This is a genomic window from Microbacterium sp. CGR1, from assembly GCF_051062835.1.
GTDB lineage: Bacteria > Actinomycetota > Actinomycetes > Actinomycetales > Microbacteriaceae > Microbacterium.
Genome location: NZ_JAOTPG010000003.1, coordinates 1 through 21251 on the forward strand (window position 1 = coordinate 1; position 21251 = coordinate 21251).

29 protein-coding genes are annotated in these 21251 nt (G+C 65.9%); 1 reads left to right on the forward strand and 28 read right to left on the reverse strand.

Annotation, left to right across the window (positions count from 1 at the left end; all coding sequences use genetic code 11):
* Positions 1–85 precede the first annotated feature (85 nt).
* From OD997_RS18145 to OD997_RS18165, 5 genes are read right to left on the reverse strand one after another with little or no spacing between them, the layout of a single operon-like run.
* The gene (locus OD997_RS18145) at positions 86–2788 is read right to left on the reverse strand and encodes a toprim domain-containing protein (protein WP_336031488.1); all 2703 of its coding nucleotides are present in this window, start codon (positions 2786–2788) and stop codon (positions 86–88) included.
* 7 nt (positions 2789–2795) lie between these two features.
* Positions 2796–3014, reverse strand: a complete 219-nt coding sequence (locus OD997_RS18150) for a hypothetical protein (protein ID WP_032975115.1) — start codon at positions 3012–3014, stop codon at positions 2796–2798.
* Positions 3011–3331, reverse strand: coding sequence for a hypothetical protein (locus tag OD997_RS18155; RefSeq protein ID WP_336031484.1), 321 nt, complete (start codon positions 3329–3331; stop codon positions 3011–3013). The genes OD997_RS18150 and OD997_RS18155 overlap by 4 nt, the downstream gene beginning before the upstream one ends.
* A gap of 11 nt (positions 3332–3342) precedes the next feature.
* On the reverse strand, positions 3343–3669 hold the full coding sequence (locus tag OD997_RS18160) for an ogr/Delta-like zinc finger family protein (RefSeq protein WP_336031482.1): 327 nt from the start codon (positions 3667–3669) through the stop codon (positions 3343–3345).
* Positions 3670–3678: 9 nt separating this feature from the next.
* Positions 3679–3894, reverse strand: a complete 216-nt coding sequence (locus OD997_RS18165; protein ID WP_180882477.1) for a DNA-binding protein — start codon at positions 3892–3894, stop codon at positions 3679–3681.
* Between the two features lie 84 nt (positions 3895–3978).
* Here OD997_RS18165 and OD997_RS18170 point away from each other — a divergent pair, with 84 nt between their 5' ends.
* Positions 3979–4446, forward strand: a complete 468-nt coding sequence (locus OD997_RS18170) for a helix-turn-helix domain-containing protein (protein ID WP_336031477.1) — start codon at positions 3979–3981, stop codon at positions 4444–4446.
* An 80-nt stretch (positions 4447–4526) separates the two neighbouring features.
* On the opposite strand, the gene OD997_RS18175 is transcribed toward OD997_RS18170, so the two are convergent.
* The 23 genes from OD997_RS18175 to gpM all read right to left on the reverse strand — a co-directional run.
* Complete coding sequence (locus tag OD997_RS18175; RefSeq protein ID WP_336031473.1) at positions 4527–5525, reverse strand: phage late control D family protein; 999 nt, start codon at positions 5523–5525, stop codon at positions 4527–4529.
* The gene (locus OD997_RS18180; protein ID WP_032975110.1) at positions 5522–5920 is read right to left on the reverse strand and encodes a phage tail protein; all 399 of its coding nucleotides are present in this window, start codon (positions 5918–5920) and stop codon (positions 5522–5524) included. The genes OD997_RS18175 and OD997_RS18180 overlap by 4 nt, the downstream gene beginning before the upstream one ends.
* An 11-nt stretch (positions 5921–5931) precedes the next feature.
* On the reverse strand, positions 5932–8799 hold the full coding sequence (locus tag OD997_RS18185; protein WP_434332952.1) for a phage tail tape measure protein: 2868 nt from the start codon (positions 8797–8799) through the stop codon (positions 5932–5934).
* A gap of 73 nt (positions 8800–8872) precedes the next feature.
* Positions 8873–8989: a GpE family phage tail protein gene (locus OD997_RS18190; RefSeq protein WP_081794530.1), complete on the reverse strand. Its 117-nt coding sequence runs from the start codon at positions 8987–8989 to the stop codon at positions 8873–8875.
* Between the two features lie 8 nt (positions 8990–8997).
* Positions 8998–9345, reverse strand: coding sequence for a phage tail assembly protein (locus OD997_RS18195; RefSeq protein ID WP_180882473.1), 348 nt, complete (start codon positions 9343–9345; stop codon positions 8998–9000).
* Between the two features lie 52 nt (positions 9346–9397).
* A complete protein-coding gene (locus tag OD997_RS18200; RefSeq protein WP_032975109.1) occupies positions 9398–9907 on the reverse strand; it encodes a phage major tail tube protein in 510 nt (169 codons plus the stop codon).
* Between the two features lie 26 nt (positions 9908–9933).
* Positions 9934–11100, reverse strand: a complete 1167-nt coding sequence (locus OD997_RS18205; RefSeq protein ID WP_180882472.1) for a phage tail sheath protein — start codon at positions 11098–11100, stop codon at positions 9934–9936.
* A gap of 15 nt (positions 11101–11115) precedes the next feature.
* The gene (locus OD997_RS18210; RefSeq protein WP_434332953.1) at positions 11116–11466 is read right to left on the reverse strand and encodes a GPW/gp25 family protein; all 351 of its coding nucleotides are present in this window, start codon (positions 11464–11466) and stop codon (positions 11116–11118) included.
* A 147-nt stretch (positions 11467–11613) separates the two neighbouring features.
* Positions 11614–12078, reverse strand: coding sequence for a hypothetical protein (locus tag OD997_RS18215; protein WP_180882471.1), 465 nt, complete (start codon positions 12076–12078; stop codon positions 11614–11616).
* Positions 12079–12085: 7 nt separating this feature from the next.
* A complete protein-coding gene (locus OD997_RS18220) occupies positions 12086–12655 on the reverse strand; it encodes a phage baseplate assembly protein V (protein ID WP_051584887.1) in 570 nt (189 codons plus the stop codon).
* A gap of 5 nt (positions 12656–12660) precedes the next feature.
* On the reverse strand, positions 12661–13275 hold the full coding sequence (locus OD997_RS18225) for a hypothetical protein (protein WP_336031445.1): 615 nt from the start codon (positions 13273–13275) through the stop codon (positions 12661–12663).
* A gap of 9 nt (positions 13276–13284) precedes the next feature.
* Positions 13285–14739 (reverse strand): phage tail protein, encoded by a 1455-nt coding sequence (locus OD997_RS18230; protein WP_336031442.1) that lies wholly within the window; start codon positions 14737–14739, stop codon positions 13285–13287.
* The gene (locus OD997_RS18235; protein WP_434332954.1) at positions 14736–16151 is read right to left on the reverse strand and encodes a phage tail protein I; all 1416 of its coding nucleotides are present in this window, start codon (positions 16149–16151) and stop codon (positions 14736–14738) included. The genes OD997_RS18230 and OD997_RS18235 overlap by 4 nt, the downstream gene beginning before the upstream one ends.
* Positions 16144–17034 (reverse strand): baseplate assembly protein, encoded by an 891-nt coding sequence (locus tag OD997_RS18240; protein WP_336031438.1) that lies wholly within the window; start codon positions 17032–17034, stop codon positions 16144–16146. Before OD997_RS18240 ends, OD997_RS18235 begins: the two co-directional genes overlap by 8 nt.
* A gap of 81 nt (positions 17035–17115) precedes the next feature.
* Positions 17116–17583 carry a phage virion morphogenesis protein gene (locus tag OD997_RS18245; protein WP_336031434.1) on the reverse strand — a complete coding sequence of 156 codons (468 nt, stop codon included), beginning with the start codon at positions 17581–17583 and terminating at the stop codon, positions 17116–17118.
* Positions 17576–18067 carry a phage tail protein gene (locus OD997_RS18250; protein WP_180882466.1) on the reverse strand — a complete coding sequence of 164 codons (492 nt, stop codon included), beginning with the start codon at positions 18065–18067 and terminating at the stop codon, positions 17576–17578. Before OD997_RS18250 ends, OD997_RS18245 begins: the two co-directional genes overlap by 8 nt.
* Positions 18060–18566, reverse strand: coding sequence for a hypothetical protein (locus OD997_RS18255; protein ID WP_434332955.1), 507 nt, complete (start codon positions 18564–18566; stop codon positions 18060–18062). Before OD997_RS18255 ends, OD997_RS18250 begins: the two co-directional genes overlap by 8 nt.
* A complete protein-coding gene (locus tag OD997_RS18260; RefSeq protein WP_336031429.1) occupies positions 18563–19198 on the reverse strand; it encodes a glycoside hydrolase family 19 protein in 636 nt (211 codons plus the stop codon). The genes OD997_RS18255 and OD997_RS18260 overlap by 4 nt, the downstream gene beginning before the upstream one ends.
* On the reverse strand, positions 19198–19473 hold the full coding sequence (locus tag OD997_RS18265) for a phage holin family protein (RefSeq protein WP_032975099.1): 276 nt from the start codon (positions 19471–19473) through the stop codon (positions 19198–19200). Before OD997_RS18265 ends, OD997_RS18260 begins: the two co-directional genes overlap by 1 nt.
* The gene (locus OD997_RS18270) at positions 19466–19822 is read right to left on the reverse strand and encodes a putative holin (protein WP_032975098.1); all 357 of its coding nucleotides are present in this window, start codon (positions 19820–19822) and stop codon (positions 19466–19468) included. The genes OD997_RS18265 and OD997_RS18270 overlap by 8 nt, the downstream gene beginning before the upstream one ends.
* A gap of 1 nt (position 19823) precedes the next feature.
* The gene (locus tag OD997_RS18275; RefSeq protein ID WP_180882463.1) at positions 19824–20039 is read right to left on the reverse strand and encodes a tail protein X; all 216 of its coding nucleotides are present in this window, start codon (positions 20037–20039) and stop codon (positions 19824–19826) included.
* Positions 20039–20506 carry a head completion/stabilization protein gene (locus OD997_RS18280; protein WP_180882462.1) on the reverse strand — a complete coding sequence of 156 codons (468 nt, stop codon included), beginning with the start codon at positions 20504–20506 and terminating at the stop codon, positions 20039–20041. The genes OD997_RS18275 and OD997_RS18280 overlap by 1 nt, the downstream gene beginning before the upstream one ends.
* A gap of 103 nt (positions 20507–20609) precedes the next feature.
* On the reverse strand, positions 20610–21251 hold a 642-nt coding region (gene gpM / locus OD997_RS18285; protein ID WP_434332956.1), incomplete at its 5' end, for a phage terminase small subunit.

A 21251-nucleotide genomic window follows, 5' to 3' on the forward strand; every position in this document is an offset into this window, starting at 1 on the left:
CCCTCGGCGTGCAGCTGCACGCGAGCGCTGCCTGACCGATGGGCCTGGCGCGCAGGCGTTGGGGATTGGCGAACGGCTAGGGTGTTCATACCTTGAACACCCAGCATTTGACCGTGGCGGCGGCGCCCATGTTGCCCTGACGGATAGCGCTGTTCACGGCGACGTTCGTGTCCAGGCACTTGTGCCGGCGCGAGTCACGCAGCAGCGTGCGCAGCACCTTGAGGTCTGCCAGCTGCTGCGAATGGTGCGCTGCCTTGGCGGCGAACTCGTTGAGGTTGATGGCGATCCGCGATGGATCGCGCGAGTGGTTCACCGCCGGCAGGCCGCCGTTGGTGGTTTCCAGATACTCGTAGACCTCCCAGAACTCAGTGACCAGGGCGTTATCGGCGCTCACCGCGCTCTGGCGCTCCAGTGCGGCCGCAACCAGCGCTTCGCGCGTGGCGACCACCATGTCCTCGGGGATCTCCATGACCAGGCGCAGGGCGTCGAACAGCGCCAGCATCTGCGCATGGTTCTTTATGACGCGTTCCATGCGTAGCTCCCCGCGCTCGCGCAGCTTGCCCTCGTAGAAGCGCACGCGCTCGCCGAACTTCTCCATGACCTGGCTTTCGGCGCGGACGGCGCGGATCAGGAAGTGGCTCAGTTCCTCCACCTGCAGGGCGTTGAGGTTGTCGGCCGCGATGCGGCTCTCAGTGGTGACCTGCGGCTTGCGGAAGTGCAGCTTGACGATACGCGTCAGGATGGCCTCGCTGGCGTCCACGGCGGCGTTCTGGCTGATGACGATGGTGCCCCGGAATGGGGGCTCGTAGGTGTCGTTGCCGCCATTGCGCACGCCGCGCGTGGCGAGGGTGCCGCCGCCGTAGTAATCCTTCAATTCATCCCATTCAAACGACTTGGCGTGCGAGCGATCGGCATCGCTGCGGTCGGCCTCCAGCAGCACCACCGGCATGCCGGAAATCTGGCCCATGGCGCGGGCGCGGCCGGCCTTGGATGACTTCGCCGGGTCAAAGCCCTCGTAGTCGCTGCGGCCGAGCAGCTTCCACAGGAAGGTCAGCAGCGTGGTCTTGCCGGCGCCGGCCTCGCCCGTCGCTTCCAAGAAGGGGAACGACTTGTGCGCGCTGCGGATCTGGTTGGCGTACAGCGAGCCGAACCAGAACGTGAGCGCGATCATGCCGTGGGTGCCGAAGCACATCCACAGCCACGCCAGCCAGTCGTTGCGCTGCTTTTCGGGGTCGCGCTGAATGTCCAGTCGGATCGACTTCTGCGTGGATTTCACACGCAGGTTCTTGAACTCGAAGTAGTCCTCGGCATTGGCGATGCTCAGTTCGCCGTCGCGCACCGCCACGTCGCCGAGGATGTAGGACTTGTGATCCTCGCTGTAGCCAACGAAGTCGATGGTCTGGACCTTGGTGATGTCATACAGCACGTCGCGGATGATGCAATCCAGCTGGTGGCCGGTGCCGGTGAACACCGCACCCTGCGCCATGCTGATGAGGCGCTTCTTGAACTCGCTGGCGCTGGCGACCTGCGCACCGGTAAAGGTGCCCTTCACGGGCGGCGCATCGTGCGGGAAGCTGACGCGGAAGAAGTACCAGCTTTCGTCGGTCACCTCATGGCTCTGGAAGTAGAGCGCCTCTGGATAGCAGTTGGCGATTTCTTCCACGCTGCAGCAGGCGCGGCGGATCTTCTCGGCCTCGTCGGCGTCCAGTTCCTCGTCCGGGTCTTCCTTACGTTTGGCGCGCTCCTGGCACAGCTTGTCGAACTTCACGCTATCGAAGCTGAACCAGAACAGGCGCGAGCGGTGTTCAAGGTGGAACTCGCGGCGCTGCGTGTGGGTATACATCAGCAGGCCCTTCTCGATGGCGGACTTCGCCAGCAGCACGTCGCCGTGATAGCGCGCCTCCGCGATGTCGGCATCCCACTGAGCCTGGCGTGCGTCGGCGTCGTTGATGGTCGACGCGCGCAGATGCAGGTCGTTCCAGTCGGTCTTTTTCCCCGCCTTCTGCGGGATTAGTGCTGCACGGCTCTTGAAGCCCAGCGACTCGGCCCGGCGTGCATGCTTGCGCACGTAATCACGTGCGGTTGGCTCGTTGTCGTAGGCCCATACCAGCACCGGCAGCTTGCCGCCGCGCTGGTCGCGCAGGGCGCGCAGCGATTCCTCGGGGTAGCCGTTGCTGGACATACCGGATGCAGCCGCAATGCCATGCTGCAGGAGCGAGATAGCGTCGAAGATGCCCTCGGTGATCCAGACCTCACGCGCGGTCGGCAGCATGTCGGCCGCAGCGGGGGCGATCCACCAAGCGCCCGCATAGCTCTGGCCCGGCATGAAGCGCGCTTTCTGCTTGCCGAAGCGGTGAGCGCGGTCGATCAGACGCTCCCAATAGCCCCCCTTGGTCAGCGGGAAGCGTACCGTCGCGGTGCCTTCCCTGGACTTGCGGTCGAAGTAGCTCTCCTGCGTGTAGAGGCCACGGAGCGCCGTCAGATCGAAGCCGCGCGAGTACCGCAGGTAGGCGTCCGCCGCAGCGTGCGGCGCCGTCTCCGTGCGTTCGTGGCGCTTTGACCAGTCATCGAACAGATCGTCGTAGACATCCTTGACGCTGACCTCATGCCCGCACTTGGCCTGGCGGCCACAGCGCAGCACCCACGGATTCAGGAAACTGGTGTAAAGCTCCTTCTGACCACAGGCGGGGCACTTGCCGCCGCGCATGTATTCCGTGCTGGGACGGTGCTTCAGGCCGTAGTCCCGCTCGATGCGCTGCAGAACTTGCTGGCGGATGTCTTCTTGCATGATCGGTTCAGGCCTTCGCGCTGCGGCGCTTGCTGCTCTTCTGCGGGCGGTAGGTGGGTTCGGTGATGACTTCGACCTTGCCGCCTGCCTTGCGGAACGCGGCTACCCGCGCGGCCAGCGTGGCGGCGTCCTCTGCCTTCTTGGCAGGATCGGTAGGGACGTACCCGGCAGGGCCGGGGACGAGGAAGGGCACCTGTGCGGTCGACCATGCGTCGCGCTGGCTCATGGGGTGGCCTCGCCCTGGTCGGCCTCGGCGTCGATCAGGCCCAGCCCATCGGGCGGGTTCTTGATTTCGACCACGCCGCAGTCGTTCAACTCGATACCGCGATCAGTCGCTTCCAGCAGGCGGTCATTGCCGGGGGCGCAGCGCACAAGGCCCAAGGCCATCAACTGCCACACGGGCGCAGCGGTGAATGCTTCGCCGGCCTGGGCCTGACGGCCGGTGTAGCCGCGTGCGCCAACCACCAACCCGCCGTGACGGATGGTGGATTGCAGGCAAAGCTTCGCCATTGGCGAGAGCATCGCCAGTTCAAGAACAGCCATGGTTGGTTACCTCAGTCGTCGGCGGGGAGCGGCAATGCGTCCAGCAGATCGGGTTGGTTGCCGCTGTGCTGCATGCGGTGAGCGCGCTGGGCGATCTCGCGGGCATATGCGGGGCTTGGGGGAAGATCAGTCGGCCGTGCATCAGGCAGGCCGCTGGGACTGGCAACGCCGGTCAGTTCGGTGTGCCCGGTGAAAGCGGCAGAACAGACCGGGTTGGTGCAGTTGAACGAGTCGTGCCGGAGGTGGTCATGGCTCAGGTGGCTGGTGCGCTTCACCAAAGGGGAATGGCAGAAGGGGCATCGAAAAACCACCTTCCTGCGTGCGCTGTGCGACGACATGATCGGCCCTCAGTTCGACGCGGGATCGATGGTGCCGGCCTTGATGCCCAGCACTACTGCGGCCTTGTGCGCTTCGCCGCGGCGACCCTTGTTGCGACCGGACAGCACCAGCCACGTGGCGCGCTGGTCGAGGTTGTTGGCGCGGGCGAACTCGGCGATAGAGATGCCCTTCCGGTCAAGTTCCTCTCGCACCTCGGGTGCGGTTTTTAGGACAGGTTTGGACATATCGGGCACCAAAGTGTGATTATTGTGTACTTGGGGCAACGATAGTGCGAAAAAGCGCACCAGTCAACATGGAGAGTTCGAAAAATGTCACTTACTGAAGATCCGAAGCTCGGCGTAGGCGCACGACTGCGTGCGGAGCGCGAGCGGCTGGACCTGAGCCAAGAGGAAATGGGATCGCGCGCCGGCAAGAACAAGAACACGCAGATGCGTTACGAGACGGGCGTGAACTCGCCTACCGCCGCCTACCTGCATGACCTGGCCGCGCTCGGTGTGGATATCGGGTATGTGCTGACAGGCTTCCCGACGGAACTGGACGACGAGGACGGCCAGATGCTGGCCCGCTTCCGGTCGGCATCGCCTGAAATGCGCTTTGCGGTGCGGCTGATGCTGACGGCGCCGAAGGAGGCCGCTGCGAAGCACGCCGAAGCTGGCGCGGCGCCGATGGTGGGCGGCAACAATTCCGGCCAGGTCAATGCGGGCACGGTGACCCAGGGCGATGTCAGCTTCCAGATCGGTTCGCGCAACAAGGGCGGTCGGAAACGCTCGAGCTGAATATCGGACAGCTGATACTGACTGTTGGTCAAAATATCGACCGTGGCAAGGGCGCCTGTAGAGGCAAACGCGACAGGCGCCTACGCCGTTGCCCCGCGTTCAAGTTCAAGGGACGTGGTAAAGCCGGCGCCGCCATCAATGGTGTGCGTCGCCTTCACCACCAGCCAGTCCGTGCCGTCGATCTCGGGCTTGATGCCCGCGACATTCACAGTCTGACCGGGATAAAGATCGGCACGGCCTAGCGCCAACTTGAACGAAAGTGTCGCTGTACCCCGTGCCAACCGCTGCAACTCCGCCGTCGCATGTTGCCGCGCCTCGCTCTCGCTCGCGTAGGTCGCCTGCAGCTTCTTCTCGTTCTTGTCGGTGCCCACCAGCACGGCCTTGCGCCGCGCCGCGCCGCGATCACCCCAGTAGGCACGCACGCCGGTCACCGCATCGCGGTCGACCACGGCGTACCGGTGCGAATCCCCCGATGCGCGTGTCAGCTTCTGCACCGGCAGGCTGATGCCGTCACCGGTTGTAGTGCCATCGATGGGCTTGAAGATCAGCGTACCGGCCTTGATGGTCGCCACGGCATCGAATCGCTTGCCCAGCCGCGTGAGCAGGTTCACGTCGCTTTCGTTTGCCTGATCCAGATGCGGTAACGCCACGCTATCGAGCGCAGGCGCTATGGCTGCTTTCAGCGAGTGTTCCCCGGCCAAGGCGCGCAGCACTGTTCCGAGCGTGGTGTCATGCCAGCTGCGCTCGCGGCGCGTGCGGATCGAGTGCGTCAGATCCGCGCTGCGGGCGCGAATGGTGATGATGTCGGGCGGGCCGCTGTGTTCAGCCTCATCGACCACGAACGTGCCCTTGTTGACCATGCCGCTGTCAGCCCATCCGAATGCCAGCGCCAATGTCACACCGCGACGCGGCAGCGCCAGGCGTCCGTCATGGTCATGCAGGCGCAGGTCAACCTGGTCGGCCTCATCGCCCCGGCTTTCGGTCAGGCTCAGATCCAGCAGGCGCGGCGCGATCCGGTCGGTAATGTCTACACCGTCCAGTGTCGCGCGCAACTGCGGAATCGGGTAGAAGGCGCTCATGCTGCCGCTTCCTCGGTGTCATCGTCGGTACGCGCCAGCTGCAGCTGGAAATCAATGCGGCGCGGCGTGCCATCGGAAAAGAACTCTGTCCGGCCTTCGTTGATCGAGAGGATGACGTAGGCGCCATAGACCGTGCCGTTGCCCTCCACCAGCGCCAGCGGGCGGCCCTCGGCGGCCAGCTCCCGCAGCACGTCCAGCGTGAGCAGATCGTCGGCCAGCTCGGCGTGGATCACGCCGGACAGGTCGATGGTCTCTTCGCCGGGGCCAACGTACTGCCGGGCCGCACGCGCGCCCACGCGCTCGCTGGTTGGGTGGCGCCATGACATCTGCCGTTGCAGCTGCTGGTAGGCGGCGGTGGAGAGCGAGAAAACGAACGTGCCCAGGGACATCATCATGGTGGCAGTGCTCAGTCAGTAAGGCGGGCGTTGTGCCGTGAACCCGCTTCGCGGTCGCGGCGATCCAGTTCGGCGCGGACGGCCTGCGCAATGGCCTGCGCATCGGCGCCGGCACCGGCTTGGATGGTGATGTGATAGGTGTTGCCACCGGCCTGCGCCATGCCCGCGCCGCCGGCAGACGGCGCCATGACCGGCGCGCTGCTGACAGGCACCACGGGCGTCACAGCGGCCGCCAGCGCCATCCCAGCGCCGGCACGCTTCATACGGTCGCCAAGGCCCACCACGGACTGCACAGCGCGATCCTGGCCGCCGTCGAGACCGCCGGCCAAGCCCTGCATGGTGTAGTCGCCCAGCTGCTTGAACACGCGCGAGGGGCTGTGGATGCCCAGCACGCTCTTGAACGCGGAGACGGCGCCGCTGCCGATGTTGCTGACGATATCGCCCACGGAACCGGCCATCGAGCGGATGCCGTCGATCAGGCCAGAGATCATGTCCTTGCCGGACTGCAGCATCTTGGCGGGCCAGCCCACCAGGATCTGATTGATGCCGTCCCACATGGACGACAAGCCGTTGCGGATCAGATCGCCGTCCAGGGTGAAAAGGCCCACGATCAGATCCCATGCGCCCTGCAGATACTTCCACGCGCCCCCGATAGCGTTCTTGATGATCGGCAGGATGGTGGTGAACGCGTCGACCAGCCAGCCGATGGCCTTCACCGCCAGCCGCAGGTTCACAGTCAGCACGTTGCCCAGGATCTGGCCGAAGCCCCGGCCGGCGTCAGTGGCACCCTGCAGCTGCTCGCTGGTGGCCTCAAAAGGTTCGAACAGCTTCTTGACCCAATCCCACGCCTGGCTCATGGCGTTGGAGATCATGTCCCACACCGGGCCCAGCGGCTCCAGCGCGGTCATCAGTTCGTCCATGATCGGATTAACCACGTCGAGGATGCCTTCCCATACGCCGATCATGAACGCCTTGATCGGTTCCCAATACTTCCACACCAGGGCAGCGACCACGGCCACGGCGGCGCCGATGGCGAGCACCGGCAGGCTGATGCCGCCGAGCAGCGGCAGCAGCATGCGCCCCACGTTGAGCAGCATCGGGAACGCGCGGCCGGCCAGGGACGTTACGCGCGTGACCAAGCCGCCCATGCCGCCGCCAGAGGACAGCAGCGCCATGGCAGCGCTGATCTGTGAGAACGACATCGCCACCACGCCAGCGGTGACCATCAACGCACCGAAGACGGTGACCAGGGCGGCGCCAACGATGGCCGCCTTGGCGAGCATCTTCACCAGCTCGGGGTTCTCCCGAATCCAGTCGATCACGGTCTTGACCACTTCGGCGGTTTGTTCGGCCAGCGCCTTGAAGTCGCTCAGCAGCGTCTCGCCGATGGCCTGGCCGGTGACGTTCACGGTGTTTTTCAGCAGCTGCAGCGCGTTCTCAGACGTCGCCACGCGTGAGGCGTATTCGGCCGACATCGAGCCACTGTATTGGGTGGCATCGGTGACCTTGTCAAAGTTCGTTTTCAGCAGGTCGAGGTTCGTCAGCAACGGAGCGATCGCGCCGATGGATTCGCGCCCGAACAGCGTCGTCATCGTCGCCGCTTGCTCATGCTTGGGCAGCAGTTTCAGCTTGTCGAGCACACTCAGGATGGCGCCGCCGGCATCCTTCTGCATGGCCTGCGCCATATCGGTGGCTTTGATGCCCAACTTGCTGAACGCAGCGACCTGCCGCGAGGTGGCGGCCTCGCCCGACGACAGCGTGAGCAGCATGTTCTTGATGCCGGTGGCCGACACCTCGGACTCGATGCCCATACCGGCGACCGTCGCACCCAGCGCGGCCAGCGGGCCGCTGCCGAGGCCGGCGACCTCGCCGAGCGCGCCGATTCGGTTCACCACTTCGCTGATCTTCTGGACGCTGGCGGGGCCGGTGTTGCCCAGGTAGTTGATCTTGTCGGCCAGCACGACGACATCGTCCTGCCCCATGCGGAACGCAGTGCGCCAGGTCGCCATGGTTTGGCCGGCGTCCTCGGCGGTGGTGTCGAAGGCAACGCCCATCTTGGCCGCGTCCTCGGCGAACCTGACCAGCTCGGCCTTGGCGATGCCGGCCTGACCGGCAGCGGCAACGATCTTGGCAATGTCGGTCGACACCATCGGCAGCTTGGTCGAGAGGTTCTGCACGTCACGGCCCATTTCCTTGAACTGCTCGGGCGTGTCGAAGTCCACCACCTTGCGGACATCGGCCATGGCCGATTCAAAGCTCATGGCCTCAGACAGCGGCAGCGCCCCGGCCATCAGGGCACGTTGGCCGCCGAATGCCAAACCGGCACCGGTGCCGACCATGCCAATGCCGGCGCTCTGCAGCTTGGCTGCGCGCTCCTTCATCCGATTGGCGGCGGCGAGGCGTGTCTCCTGCCGCTTGATGGTCTCGTTGGTACGGGCAATGTCTGCACGCAGGCGGCGCTCATCGTTGCCAAGGTTGCGCGTGCTGATACCGGCGCGGTCCAGACCGCTGCGCAGGCGCTGCAACTCTGACGCCTGCTGTTGCTGCTTATCCTTCATCAATCCAGCGACGCGGGTGGCGTCCTTGAACTGCTTGGTCAGTGAGCGGGAGGGCTGCGTGGCAGCCGCGACGGCGGCAGCCAGTCCGCGCACCTTGGCCTGCTGTGCGGCGTAGGCAGTAGCCGATTCACGCGACGCAGCTACCTGCTGTCGGAAGGCGCCCAGATCGCGTTGGGTTGCATTGAGTTTGCGCAGCGCATCGCGTGACTGCAGCAGCTGCTCGGCAAGCCCCTTGCCACCGCGCTGAATCTTGCGGAACGGCGCGGTCGCCTTGTCCATTGCGGACAGGATGACCTGCATGCGCAGGTTGTCGCCGGCCATCAGCGCAGCCCCTCGGTGTGGGCCGCCGAACGATCACGGCGGGTAGACGGGGAGGGGGCTGCGCTGGTGGGGATCATGTGTTGTTTCCGCTACGTTCGACGGCTCGCTCCCGCCATTCCATCAACTCGGTCACGGTCCAGCGGTCCATCTCGCTGGGCTGAAAGTGGAAGATGACGGCCACATCGGCCATCGCATCCTCTACGCGTTCAGGGATTCCCGGTCCGCCTTCTTCATGAAAAAACTGGCGATCTCGGTACCGAGCGTGACCAGGTCGGCGGGGTCCAGCTTGTCGACGTCCGCGGTGGTCAGGCTGGGGGTGGTGATGCGCGGTGCGAGCATGCGGATGGCGGTGGTATCCAGCTGCAGCAGATCGACCAGCTTCACGCCGCGCAGGGTGCCGGCATCGGGCTTGCGCAGCTGCAGCTTCTCGATGACCTGGTCGCCGCGCTGGATGGGCGCATCCAGTTCGAAAGTGACGTAGTCGGGGGCGTTGACCTTGCCGGTGGTGGTGTCCAGCAGGGCGTTGTCGTGGGTCTTGCGGCTCATAGTCTCTCCAGTGGGAAGCAAGGCCCGGCATTGCCGGGCCGTGGTGGGCGGATCAGATGCCGATGGCGCGGCGCTGTTCCTGCAGCAGATCGTTGCCGTCCACGATGAAAATCATGGCGACCATGTCGATCTCGATTTCCGTGCGGCCGTTGATCGACAGCTTGTAGTAGCTCGCGGAGGTTTTCACGCTGAACTCTGTGTCGTCGCCGGCCTTACCGGTGCCGGCGTCGATCTCGCTGTGGCGACCGCGCAACACGATCTCCACCGCATCCACCTCGCCGGTGTCGTCGCGCTGGTAGGCGCCGGCAAAGCGAAGCTGCACGCCGTTGTGCGTGGTCTTGCCGTACTGGCGCAACACCTCTCGGGAGAGGCCGCCGCACTTCCACTCGGCCTCGATCTTTTCCTGGCCCATGTCGATGTCGATGGGACCAGCCATGCCACCAGCACGGTATTCCTCCATCTTGCGGGTCAGCGTGGGCAGCTTGAACTCGGTCACCAGACCCCGGTAGCTCTCGCCATCGTTGAACAGGTTGAGGTTTTTCAGCTTGCTGGGCATTGCCATGTTCGTGGATTCCTATGTCGTGCCGATCAGCCGTTGATGCGGCTCGGGAAGTCGGCGAAGTAGCGGTCGGTGATGCGCTGGTTCAGCTGCAGGTTTTCCAGCGGGGGCACCGGGGTGAAGTCGTAATCGATGACCAGCTTTCCGCCCGACAGGGACGTGGGCAGGTTGGCGGCTTCGTCGTACCAGGCGTTGGCGTCGATGATGTAGCCGCCGTTCTTCAGCTCGCGGAACTTGGCGTTGATGCTCTCCAAGATGTCCTTGACCTGGCTGGGGTGCAGCGGCTTGTCCATGTAGACCAGCATCGCCTCTGCGATGGTGTCGGCCAGGATGTGCGCGGTGCGCGTGGCCGTTTCGAAGGCGAACAGCGGATCGCTGCTCAGGGTGCGGTTGCCCCAGAAGCGGTAGCCGTTGACGTTGACCAGGGTGGTCACGTCCTTGGAGTTGAGCAGTCCGGCGTCAGTGTTGGGGTCTTGCAGATCCCAATGCACGTCGCGGCTGATGCCGGTCACGCCCGAAACGGGAACGTTGGAGATCGACTTGTGCCAGCCCTGTTCCTGATCGATGCGTGCGCGCAGGCCAGCGGCGCGGGCGGTCGCGTAGGCCATCGCCGGGGTGCTGGTGGTGGTGTCCCAGGCGAGGAAGTCGGGCCAGATCATCATCAGTTCGCGCTCGCTGAACTGATCGCGGTAGACGATGACATCGGACACCTTGCCGGCGGCCGACGCGCTGACGTAGGCCATGGCGCGCAGCGTCTTGGCGATGGGGGCCAGCGCAGCGACTACTTCCTGCGTATCCAGCCCCGGCACGGCCAGGATGCGCGGTTTGACGCCCAGCTGCGCCTCGGCCACCAGCAGCGCCTGCAGGCCGGTGTAGGTGCCGGTGTCCTTGCTGCCGATGACGTTGGTGGTCGTCTCCGGATCTGCCGCGCCCTCAGCGACACGCACGACCACGGCAACGGGATTGGACTGGTCAGCGATGCCGCGCAGGCTGGCAGCCAGCGTGCCCTTGGTGCCGGCCTTGGCGACGGCGCCGCGTACGTCGGTCAGCAGCACGGCCTTGTTGAGCGGGAATACGGATGCGTCGGCGTCCTCGGCCGTGCAGACGATGCCCAGGATGGCCGTGGCCACCGTGCGGATCGGGCGGGTGCCGCCGTTTACTTCGACGACGCGTACGCCGTGGTGGTACTGGTCCATTGCTGGCTCCTTGGGTCAGGTTTCGCGGTAGCGGAGGGGGACAGTCAGCCGGGTGAACTCGTTGGACTGCTGGCTGCGCACACGACGGCAGGTGACATCGAGCACGAACGCGCCCGGCCGTTCGCCGCGTGACAGCGACAGCTGCTTGATCTGCAGGCGAGGTTCCCAGCGCATGAGCGCCGTGGCAGCGGCGCCGTACAGGCGCAGCTGTGTGGTGCTGTTGAATGGCTGGTCGACCAGCTCGGGCAGAAGCGATCCGAAGTCGCGGCGCTGCACCCGTGTGCCAATGGGCGTGGTCAGGATGCGAGCGATGGACTGCACCAGGTGCGCGTCATCGTCCAGCCAGCGGCCAGTGGATGCATCCATGCCCCTCATTGCACCGCGCTCCACAAGGGAGCGCGACGGCGCAGGTGGGGCAGATGGGGCGAGGTCGAAGCCATGACCTCATTCTGTGGACGGCCTTCGCCGAAGGCGCTCCCGTTGGCGTGTATCAGCTACGCAAACACCTGCGGGCTACGAGCCGGAAAGATTCGGCGGTTCTACGGACGGCAGCTCAGGAACCTCTGGCAGCTTGGGCAGCTCGGGGACGGTGACGGACGGCATCTCGATGCTGCAGGAGCCGATGCGCGAAGCGGCCGCATCAATCGCAGCCTGCAGTTTGGCGATAGCCGCGGTTATCTGGGCGATCTGCAGCGGAAGCACCAGCATAGGCTTCACGTACGGCTGCAGGAAGGTCGAGATGAAGCTGGTGATCCACGTAACGATCTGCGCAGGGTTGACGCTCGGCGGGCTGAGCAGCGCCATCATCGGCTGTAGCGCCGCCATCTGCGCGCCGATGCCGGCGAGCAGTGCGTTGGCCGACTGCATGGCTTCGTCGGTGAGCGCCTGCAGTTCGGCGCAGGACTGCACCGCGTTGATCTGGTCCGCCAGGCGGTCGAATGTCTCGGCGTTGAAGGGGAGGGAGCCTTGTGGGTTCATGGGTGCCTCAGTAGATGTTGGTGACGCTGCCGCGTTCCACGCTCACGACCTGGCCCGTGCCGGTAGTGAAGGTGCCCGTAGCGCCGGTGCCGGCGGACACGTTGCCATCCGCCATGACGCTGCCGGTGGCGTGCACCGTGGGCGAATCCAGCACCACCGCCGCGCTCGCATGCACCTCGGCCTGCTGGCAGTTCACGATGACCTGGCCCTTGCCGGCATGGACCGACAGGGTCGAGGTTGCGTGGTTGAACTCGACAACGCTCCCGTCGGGATAGGTTGTGCGGTCGACGTCCTCGCTGCTGGCCGGCTGCGGGTACGCGTCCTGTGACGTGCTGCCGATGATGACCGCCTGTGAGATGTCCCCATCGGGGCAAGCCAGCAGCACCTGCTCGCCTTTGCCTGGCGCGTGCCAGGTGCGGCCGTTCGGCCCGGCCCTGCGTTCCAGCCAGGCGATCCAGTCGGTTTGGATCTCGCCCGTCTGGACGCGGACGCGTGCGGGCGCTGCGGTGCGCACGGCAATCACCGTGCCCCAGCGGAGCATGTTGCTGACCTCGGCTGGAATGTCGCCGCGCGCCATGGCGATCAGCCCGCCGCAGGATCGGTGGCGGACTCCGGCGGTACCGGGTCGGGTTCAATCGGCTCTGGCGCCGGCACGCTCTCCCAACCGCCCTGAGTCTCGCTGTAGCGCCACGGCCCGGTGTTGTCGCGCGGTGGTGCCAGCGCAGTCGCCGTGGCCGGCAGCGGCTCGCCCACGGCCAACTGCGGCAGGTAGAAGCCGGTTGCCTTATCCCAGATCGGGGTCTGGCTGTAGTCGGGCACCAGCTCCCACGCATCGAGCGCTTCGTTCCAGCGGTTCGCCAGCGGGGCGCCCGGTCCGATAGGCAGCGGTCGTTGCGCGGTGACGCCTGCCGGCGGCAGTTCACCCAGGGCGAGTTGATTAGGCGCCGCCACACCTGTGCTCTTGTCCCACAGCATGACGCCTCGTAAGTCGGCGACCGTCTCCCATGCCGTGCGCTCAGCATTGATCCGCCACGCCTGGTGGGTGCCGGCCTGCTCCACTGGAGGGAAATCGACCGTGTTGTTGGGGAGCGGGCAGCTACCGTCCGCTTCCGGGTAGATCCGAATGGGCAGTACGTACAGGCCGGTCAACGAATCGAACGAGTGTCCATAGATTTCGTGGTCGGTTTTCAGTTGCATGGTTCTCTCTCAGTAGGCGATGCAGAAGAGCATCCGGATGCCGGCGGGCAGGTTGCGGGTCGAGCCGGTGCTACCCACGGTGATGGCGTGCGAGTGGTCGCCAACGCCGGCAACGTTGATGGTGTGGCTGTGGCTGCCGGCGCCATTCATGCCGATGTTGTGCGCGTGGTGGCCGGCGCCATCGGTTGTGTAGGCGTGGGAGTGACCGCCAGCCCCGCTGCTGTTCGGCCACGGGTTGTCGTAGTCAACGTTGCCGCGCGAACCAGCGTGGTTGCTGTAGTCGCCGCCCCACGGATAGGCGATGCCTGCATCGGCGAAGGGAATCAGATGCTGGTGGTCACCGACCCAGTTGGTGCCGCCCGTATGTCCGTGGCTTCCCTGGCCATCCGTCCATGCGCCGTGAGCGTGATCGCCCACCGCATCTGCACTGGCCGAGTGAGCGTGGCCGCCGGCGGCGCTCGCGCTCGCGCTGTGTGTGTGCGCAATCACGGAGCCGGCGCTGCTCTGGCCGACCTTGGCAGGATCGCCGGTATGGATGACGCCGCTGTCCTCATCGACCTTGGGCAGCTTGAACGTGGTTCCCTCGGCATTGCCGCCGTAAGTGGTGCCGATGGCCGCGAACAGGCGTGGGTAGTCCGTGCGTAGCAGTTCACGGCCGTCACACACCAGCGTGCCCGAGGGTGCGGTCTTGCCAGCGAAGGTAATCACCTGGCCGGGCATGTAGGCGCTGGCAGGCACGCCGGTAAGGTTGTCCCACGATAGGTAGTGCGAACCGTGCTTGCCGTCCAGCAGGTCGGCATCCAAACCGTTGCCCTCGCCATCGTCTTTGAGCGACGCACCTTTCAGGCCCAACAGCTGGCGCACCGCGCCCTCCGTTGCGGCGGCGATCAGCTTCTTGGCAAGCGCGGTGGGCGCGCCCGGACCGAACCGCGCGTCGAGCAGTTCGCGCAGCCCTTTCGAATGGACGGCGCGCGTCGCGTCGGTGCCGGTAGCTGTTTCAGTCGGGGTGGCCAACTCCAGCACACCGGCCTTTTCCTCGGTGCCCACGTTGAGGTCGAAATTGGTGTCGCCGAAGGTGATGTCGGTCGCCGCGATGTCGGCGAACTGGACATCGGCGGCGAGCAGTAGCACAGCCTGCGTTGACTTCTCTGCCAATACGGCCGGCTGGCCGTAGACCGCCAGCAGCGTCCCATCGGCCAGGTACAGGCCGATGCCGCGTACCGAGTACGTGGCGTCGGTGGCGTCGCGGGCCGTGACGTGGATCGTGTCCCGCGCTGTGGCCCCTCCGCTGATCGACTGCAGGCGCGTGTGTTCGCCGGGCAGCGCCTGCATTTCGCGGTGGGGCTCGACGACCTCGGCGGTGAGGCCCAGGGCGTGGGCCAGCACCGGGGCGGTGCCGTTCTGCTGGGCGTTGACGATGGCCTCGCGGCCACGGCGGGTAACGATGAATCTGAGGCCGGTCATGGAGTGGTGGCTTCCGTAGCTTGCAGGCGGACAAACACAGCGGCTCGGGTGGCAGCGATGACGCCCACGCGAGCGGCCAGGTTGATGCCTTGGGTGAAGGTGAAGTGGCTGCGTACCGGCTTGGTGAAGTTCACCTCGGCAATGACGTCATCGACGTACTGCGCAGTAGTGGTTTCCCCGTCCTGGCCGCCAAGGGTCAGCGTCAGCGCGAAGGTGTGTGGGGCGCCGCGCGGCTTCGTCTGCCACCACTCGGTGATGTCAACCACACCACCGAAGCTGTCCACCACGTCCGCGATGCTGCGCGCGGTGCCCTTACGGCGCTGCACGATCAGCGAGTTGGCGACGCGGGCGCGCTTCACCGCCAGCGGCCAGCTGTTGCGCCATGTGTCCACGGACATCGTCCATGCCAACCATGGCAGCAGGTTCTCGGGGCAGGTGGCAGGGTTCCAGAGCAACCCGACGACCGTGTCGATGTCGAAGCTGCGCGCGGTGACTGCCTCGGCGGTTCGCTCCAACGTGGTGGCGTTCGGCGGCAGCAGGCTGGTGCCCACGTCCACACCGACGCTACCGTCCCACGTCAGTGTCGCGCCGATTGGCGGCGCTTCGCCCAGGTGGATCTGCTTGCGCTCGTCCAGCACATAGTCGATGACGGTACGCGCGCCGCCGCGCGTGGGGATGTAGGGCGTAGCCGCGCTGGTAGGTTCCAGCTGCGGCTGGGATATGCGCAAGGTGACGTCTACGCTGCTGTTCGGGCTGACTGCCATTCCGATGTAGCACTTGATGCCGGCCACGTCGTCGTGACTCAGCTTTCGGGTGACAGAAAGGCGCTGCAGCGTGGTCGGGTTGGGCTTGGTGCTGGTGCTGCTGACCAGGTACTGGCCGTTCCGGTCGCACTCGGCCAGCACCAGCTGTCGCAGCGGCTCACGGAAGCCCGCCTCCGGGTCGCCGGCAATGACCTGCAGGCCAACGCTCACGGTCCAGATGGAACCACGGGAGGCAGGCACAGGCGCAGATTGGAAAACGATGTCGAAGAAGCGGACGTAGGACGCATTGCTCGCGCCCCACAGGCGGTAATCGACGTAGGGCGTTCCGTCCGGCAGCACGCCCTTGCCGACTATCTCGCGGGTCCAGCCGCCGAATGGCCCAACGACGGTCACCCAGCCGGGCGGGAAGTTGCCGACAGAGGGCACCCTACCGATCGAGGACGCGGTGACATCCGAGTCGGCGAGGAAGTTGGTGCGGGGCTCGCGCGACAGCCGCTGCCGGCCACGCCAGTCGCGGCGATAGATCGACGTGATCTCTGTGGCAAGGCGCGTGGGCTTGCCAAGGAACGTCGGTGCGAACACAGTGCGCGCGCCATCGCCGATCCCGACTGGCTCATTGGTGAGCCGTTTGGTGATGCGCTTACTCATGGTTGCCCACGTGCACGATGTCGAAGGCGGTGCAGTGCGCAGCCTGGTGATTGGCGATGAACAGGTCATCCGCCGGTTCGATCAGGTTCACCCGCTGGACGCCCTCAACATGCAGCGAGGCATAGAGGCCCGAGCGCGGTACGTCACGGCCCAGCCGGTGCGACTCATCCACGTAGGCGCGCAGCCGGCGGTTTGCCTCGTCCAGCACCACTGCGGCATCCGGGCCGGCGTAGGTGACGATCTCCGCCTTCACGGTGTAGCGCATGATCTCGGCGGCCCGGACAGTGACCAGGTCAGTCAGCGGGCGCACGTTGCCATCCATCAGAGCAGCGGCTACTCGCTCGACCAGGCCGGACGAGGGAATGCCATCACCACTGCGCGAGAGCAGCGTCACCAGCACCTCGCCGGGGGTGGGACTCATAGCGCTGACATCAAGCACGTCGGGATCTGCCGACAACGCATGGAAGAGGTAGGCGCCTTCCGGGCCCGCGACGCTGTAGCCCTCCGGGGCGAGCTGGATGCGGCGGCGCAGTTCGACGTCGCTCTCCATCACAGTGGGGGTGTTGGTCTTGGGATCGGCAGGTGTGATCTGCTGGCGCACCACGCCGAAGAAGGCGCCGAGGTTGTCCAGATCACCGCCGCCGGCATAGGCCAACATGTTGCCTTTGCCGCGCACGTTGAACGATTCCCGAAGATGGACTTCGCGGTACGCACAGACCTGCAGCAGCACGCTCATTGGGTCCGATTCCAGCAGGGTGGCGTACTCAGGCGCCAGCAGATACAGAGTGGCTTTCAGATCGGCGTAGGACTGCTCAAAGCTGACCTGTTCGGTCAGGTCCGGGACGGGCAGCTTGGACAGTTCGACGGCGGTAAAGGTGGACATGGCGACACCAGGCGCAGGGGCGTATCAAGGGTGTCATCGCCCCATACCCGTAACCATTCCCGGCGTGTGTAACCGCTACGCCTACGGCATTCCGGCGGTGAGGTGGTCCATGATCGCGTCGCGTACCAGGGCGAGGCTGCTGTCGGAGAAGCCCAGCAGGCGCCGCCGCTCGTAGCGCACGCGCGGACCGCCGCGGATGACGCTATCGGTTCGGCCTTCCTGATGAACGGTTGCGATGCGGGAGACGCGGCCGACGAAGCCCACCGATACCTGCTGCGCATCAGCACGCACGCGCAGATGCTTGGCCTGGCGCAGCTTGGCGAACATGGCCGCGCGTTTGATGCGACCCGCCTTCTGCCGGGCCGGTGAGGGCTTGCGACGGGGGGCGTAGGCACTGCCGTCTGGATTGCGCTGTGCAGCGATACGGCGCTGCTCGGCGCGTCGCAGCTGCGTGCCCACACGGCGGGCAAGGCGGATGCGCTCAGCGGGCTGCAGGCGCGCCAGCAGCGGTTCTACCCACCGCTCCAAGGCGCGCAGATCCTCAGACAAGGGGAATGCCAGGCAGGGAGGCGACCAGCGCGCCCTCAGCGTCGACCACCTGGCCGCCGGCCAGCGACGCGGCGTGATAGTCCTCGGTGGCAGGCTCGCCCACGTGAGTGAGCAGGAAGGAACCATCGGGCTGCGTCGTCACCACAACGCGCTCGGTCAGCGGCAGCTTGAGCGAGACGTCGACCAGGTTGTCGGCGAGCACGTCGACATCGAAACCGATATCGTCGCGCCGGGCCGTATTGGCGAGCAGTTCCGGCTGGTGCCGGGTGAGCCACTGCAGCACCGGCAGCATCAGCGAATCGGGGCTGCCGGCGTAATCGGTGAGGATCAGGGCCAGCGTGTATCGGTACTGGAACGACAGGCCGGGCTGGTAGGTGCTTTGCAGCTTTCCATCCTCCACGAACACCAGCAGACGCTCGGCGCTTTCCTGCAGACCGGGGACGGCCGCCAGCAGGTGCGTGCGCAGCGAGTCCGGCTTAATCACGGCCGGACGCCTGCCGCTGGCGCACCGCGTCCTGCAGGCCGATCAACTGCTCGCGGATGGCGTGGCAGGTGGTGTAGTTGTCGGTGACGGTGCTGGCGACGGTAGAGAGCGCAGTGCCGGAGGCGGGCGCATCAGGATCTCCGGCAGGTCCGGCCAGGGGGCGGTTTTCGGCGGCTGCGTCGTGCACGCGGACAAAGCCAGCAGGCACAAGGCAAGCGCGATCAGCTTCGGGCGTGACATAGACGGGAACCTCTTTGACGATGGTGGCGCCGGCTTCGCGCACGTATTGCACGCGGTCGACGTAGCGCGTGACGACTTTGGCGTCGCCGCTGAGCGCATCGCGCTCCTGTTTGGCCGCATCACGCTCGGCCTCGGCGTTGTCGCGCTGACGGCCAATGCCATCAATGCGCCGCTGCTGCACCAGCGCTACCGCAACGCCCAGCAGCAGCACTATCACCAGCAACGCGGCCAGGATCGCCGCCAGGCGTCGGGAGATCACGCAGCCCCCAGGACTTGCAAGGCGCGATTGGTGCGGCTGATCCGGTCGGCCATGCCTTCGGGCGTGGCCTTGGACGTGACCGAGCCGAGGTTGACGCGGCGGCTGACCGCCAGCACGTCGCCGCCATCGGCGGTAGTGTTCAGGCCGGCGTCCTTCCAGTACGCGGCAGCGGCGGCGGCGCCCACTTCCACATCCAGCAGCAGCTGCGGCTGCTGTTCCAGCGGCTGGCCGATCAGCTGGCCGATGTGCCGGTAGTTGCCGCGTCCGGTGATCTGCACGGGGCAGCGGCCACGATAGAGGTAGCCATCCCCGCTGGCCTCGTTGCCGTTGCCGTTCCGGCCGGCATACACGCGATTGCCCAGCTTCTCCTGCTGGTGGACGAACGCGTCGAGCTCGGTGGCGGCAATGCGCTTCCCGAACACTTCCGGCAGGCGCTTGCGGCTGTAGCTGAGGTTCTCTTCAACCCGCGACAGGCTCAGGCTTTCGTGGCCGATCTGCGCGAGGAAGTGTGCGGCACGGCGCTTGGTGGTGATGCTGAAACGCACCATGGCCGCGTTCAGCGCGGGCGCCCAGCGCTGCGCACGCGGCAGCGGGCATTGCATGATCTGACTCAGTTGCTCGGCGGTGACCACTACTCGACCCTCAGAATGCGCGCCACGTTGCCTCGGGCGCGGTAGGTCACCAACAGTAGGACAAGCAACAGGCCCAGCTGCCACACGCTGACGTGTGCGGCTGCGCCAAACAATGCAACGTTGATGGCAAGGCCACCGGTACAGGCGATCAGCAGCCACGCACAGCACGACACGCCAATGCGGTGGCGGGCATCCGGGCCCGGCCGGTAGGTAATCAACAGCACGCAGATGGCGAGGCTGCTGACCAGGGTGGCGACGACAAGCAGGTTATGCACTGGGTGGCCCTCCGCGACGGATACGGGACAGGTCGAAGGTTCGGCCGCGCTCGATCAGGCCGAGCGTGACGGTGATGCCGCAGGCTGCGGCGGCGAAGGCGGCCATGCCGGTGGACTGCAGCGGTACCCAGCGCAGCACCTCGCCAGCGCCGTAGTAGCCGGCGATCACGCTGACGATCAGGTACACCAGGCGCTTCCAGATCGGCAGGTCCTTGGCCGAGACGACAAACAGCGTGCCCCCGGCAAAGGCGCCAATCAGGGCATCGCCGTCGATGCCGGGCACCAGGGAGGCCAGGCCGAGGCCGGTGGCGACCATTACGGTGCCGGTGAGGGAGGTTGGTTCGGTCATTTCAGTCCCAGAGCTGGATCAGCGGTCGCTCGGTGGCGATCAAATGGGATGGGGGGAGGGCAGGCAGCGTTACGACCGTCCCCATCGGAAGGATTGGCCCGTGCAACGACAGGCCAGGGTTGAGGGCGAACACCTGCTCGGTCATGCCTGCCGTGGCGCCCAGGTGACGCCAGCACAACTGGTCGATGGTGTCGCCTTGCTGGGCGTGGACGCGCATCAGATCAACTCGACCGTGACGCGCCGGGTTCCGAGCAGGTCGCTGATCGCGTTGCGCAGGTCGCGGCGGATCTCGTCAATCGTGGGTGCCAGATCATCGGCACGCTGGTTGCCTTGCGCCGTGGCGTCATAAGAGCGGTAGCGTTCGTGCAGTTCCACGGCCGTGGCGCAATACACGGCGCGCAGATACAGCTGGACCAGGCGCGATGTGCCGTCGACTTCCTGTGCCGGCACGTCGCCCAGGGTGGCGTAACCGGCGGCTTCCTTGCCCGCTCGCCACTGTTCCAGTTCCCGCGTGACGGACAGGACCGCCATGACCACCGTGGCTCGCATGCGCGGCGCAGCGACATCGCCTGCGACCCGGACCGACTCTCGCAGCACGCCAATGTCGATCTCCGGCCAGAACGGCCCGGCAGTGACGGGTTGCTGCTTGGCGACGGGTGAGGTGTTGGCAGTGAAGCTGCTCATAGTTGCCTCGATAGGTCGCCGGTGGTCGGGGCGTCACACCAGGGAGAGATGCTGGTGATCGGCCCCGAGCCGGCGGGGTTGCGGGGTACGCTCGGTGTGAGGGTCAGTCGTTCGACTGATTGCCCTCGATCTTTGTCAACAGGCGCTCGGCGCGCTTGAGGTCTTCCTTGCCGCCGCAGCTGTCGTGCAGCTGGATGGCGCGGCGCAGGTCATCAATCGCTGTGGACACCGCCTCGGCATCGAGCGGCGTTGCCTCGGTGTTGGTCGCAAGCAGGCCGCGTGCTCGGGCCAGCAGCAACCGGGCGCGGACCTGATCGGGCATGTCGTGGCCGTCGGTCACTTCGACGGCCCGGCTCAACACTCCCGGGTCGAACGCTGCGCCCGTCTTCAACGCGTTGAGCGCGGCGATGCCGATTTCCTCGGCAACGACGCAGCCGGCGGTGCGCTCGAATCGGTCGGGCATCGTCAAGCCATGTGCCAGCACGTAGGCGGCGATATCCAGCGCCGCGTCGTACAGGCCCGCGTCGATGTTCCACAGCATCAGCGTGGACACAACGTCATCCTGGCCACCTGCATCGGCCGCGAGGACGCCCTCGATGTACGCGTCGTAGGTCGGCAGCAGCGCGGCCTTGAGCTGGCCCTTGGCCTGACTCGACTGGATCTGTTTCAGTCGAGCGCGGTCCGTGGCCAGCTGCAGCAGGGTCTGCTGATAGATCGGCGTGCCCTCCACCAGGTTGCCGCCCGC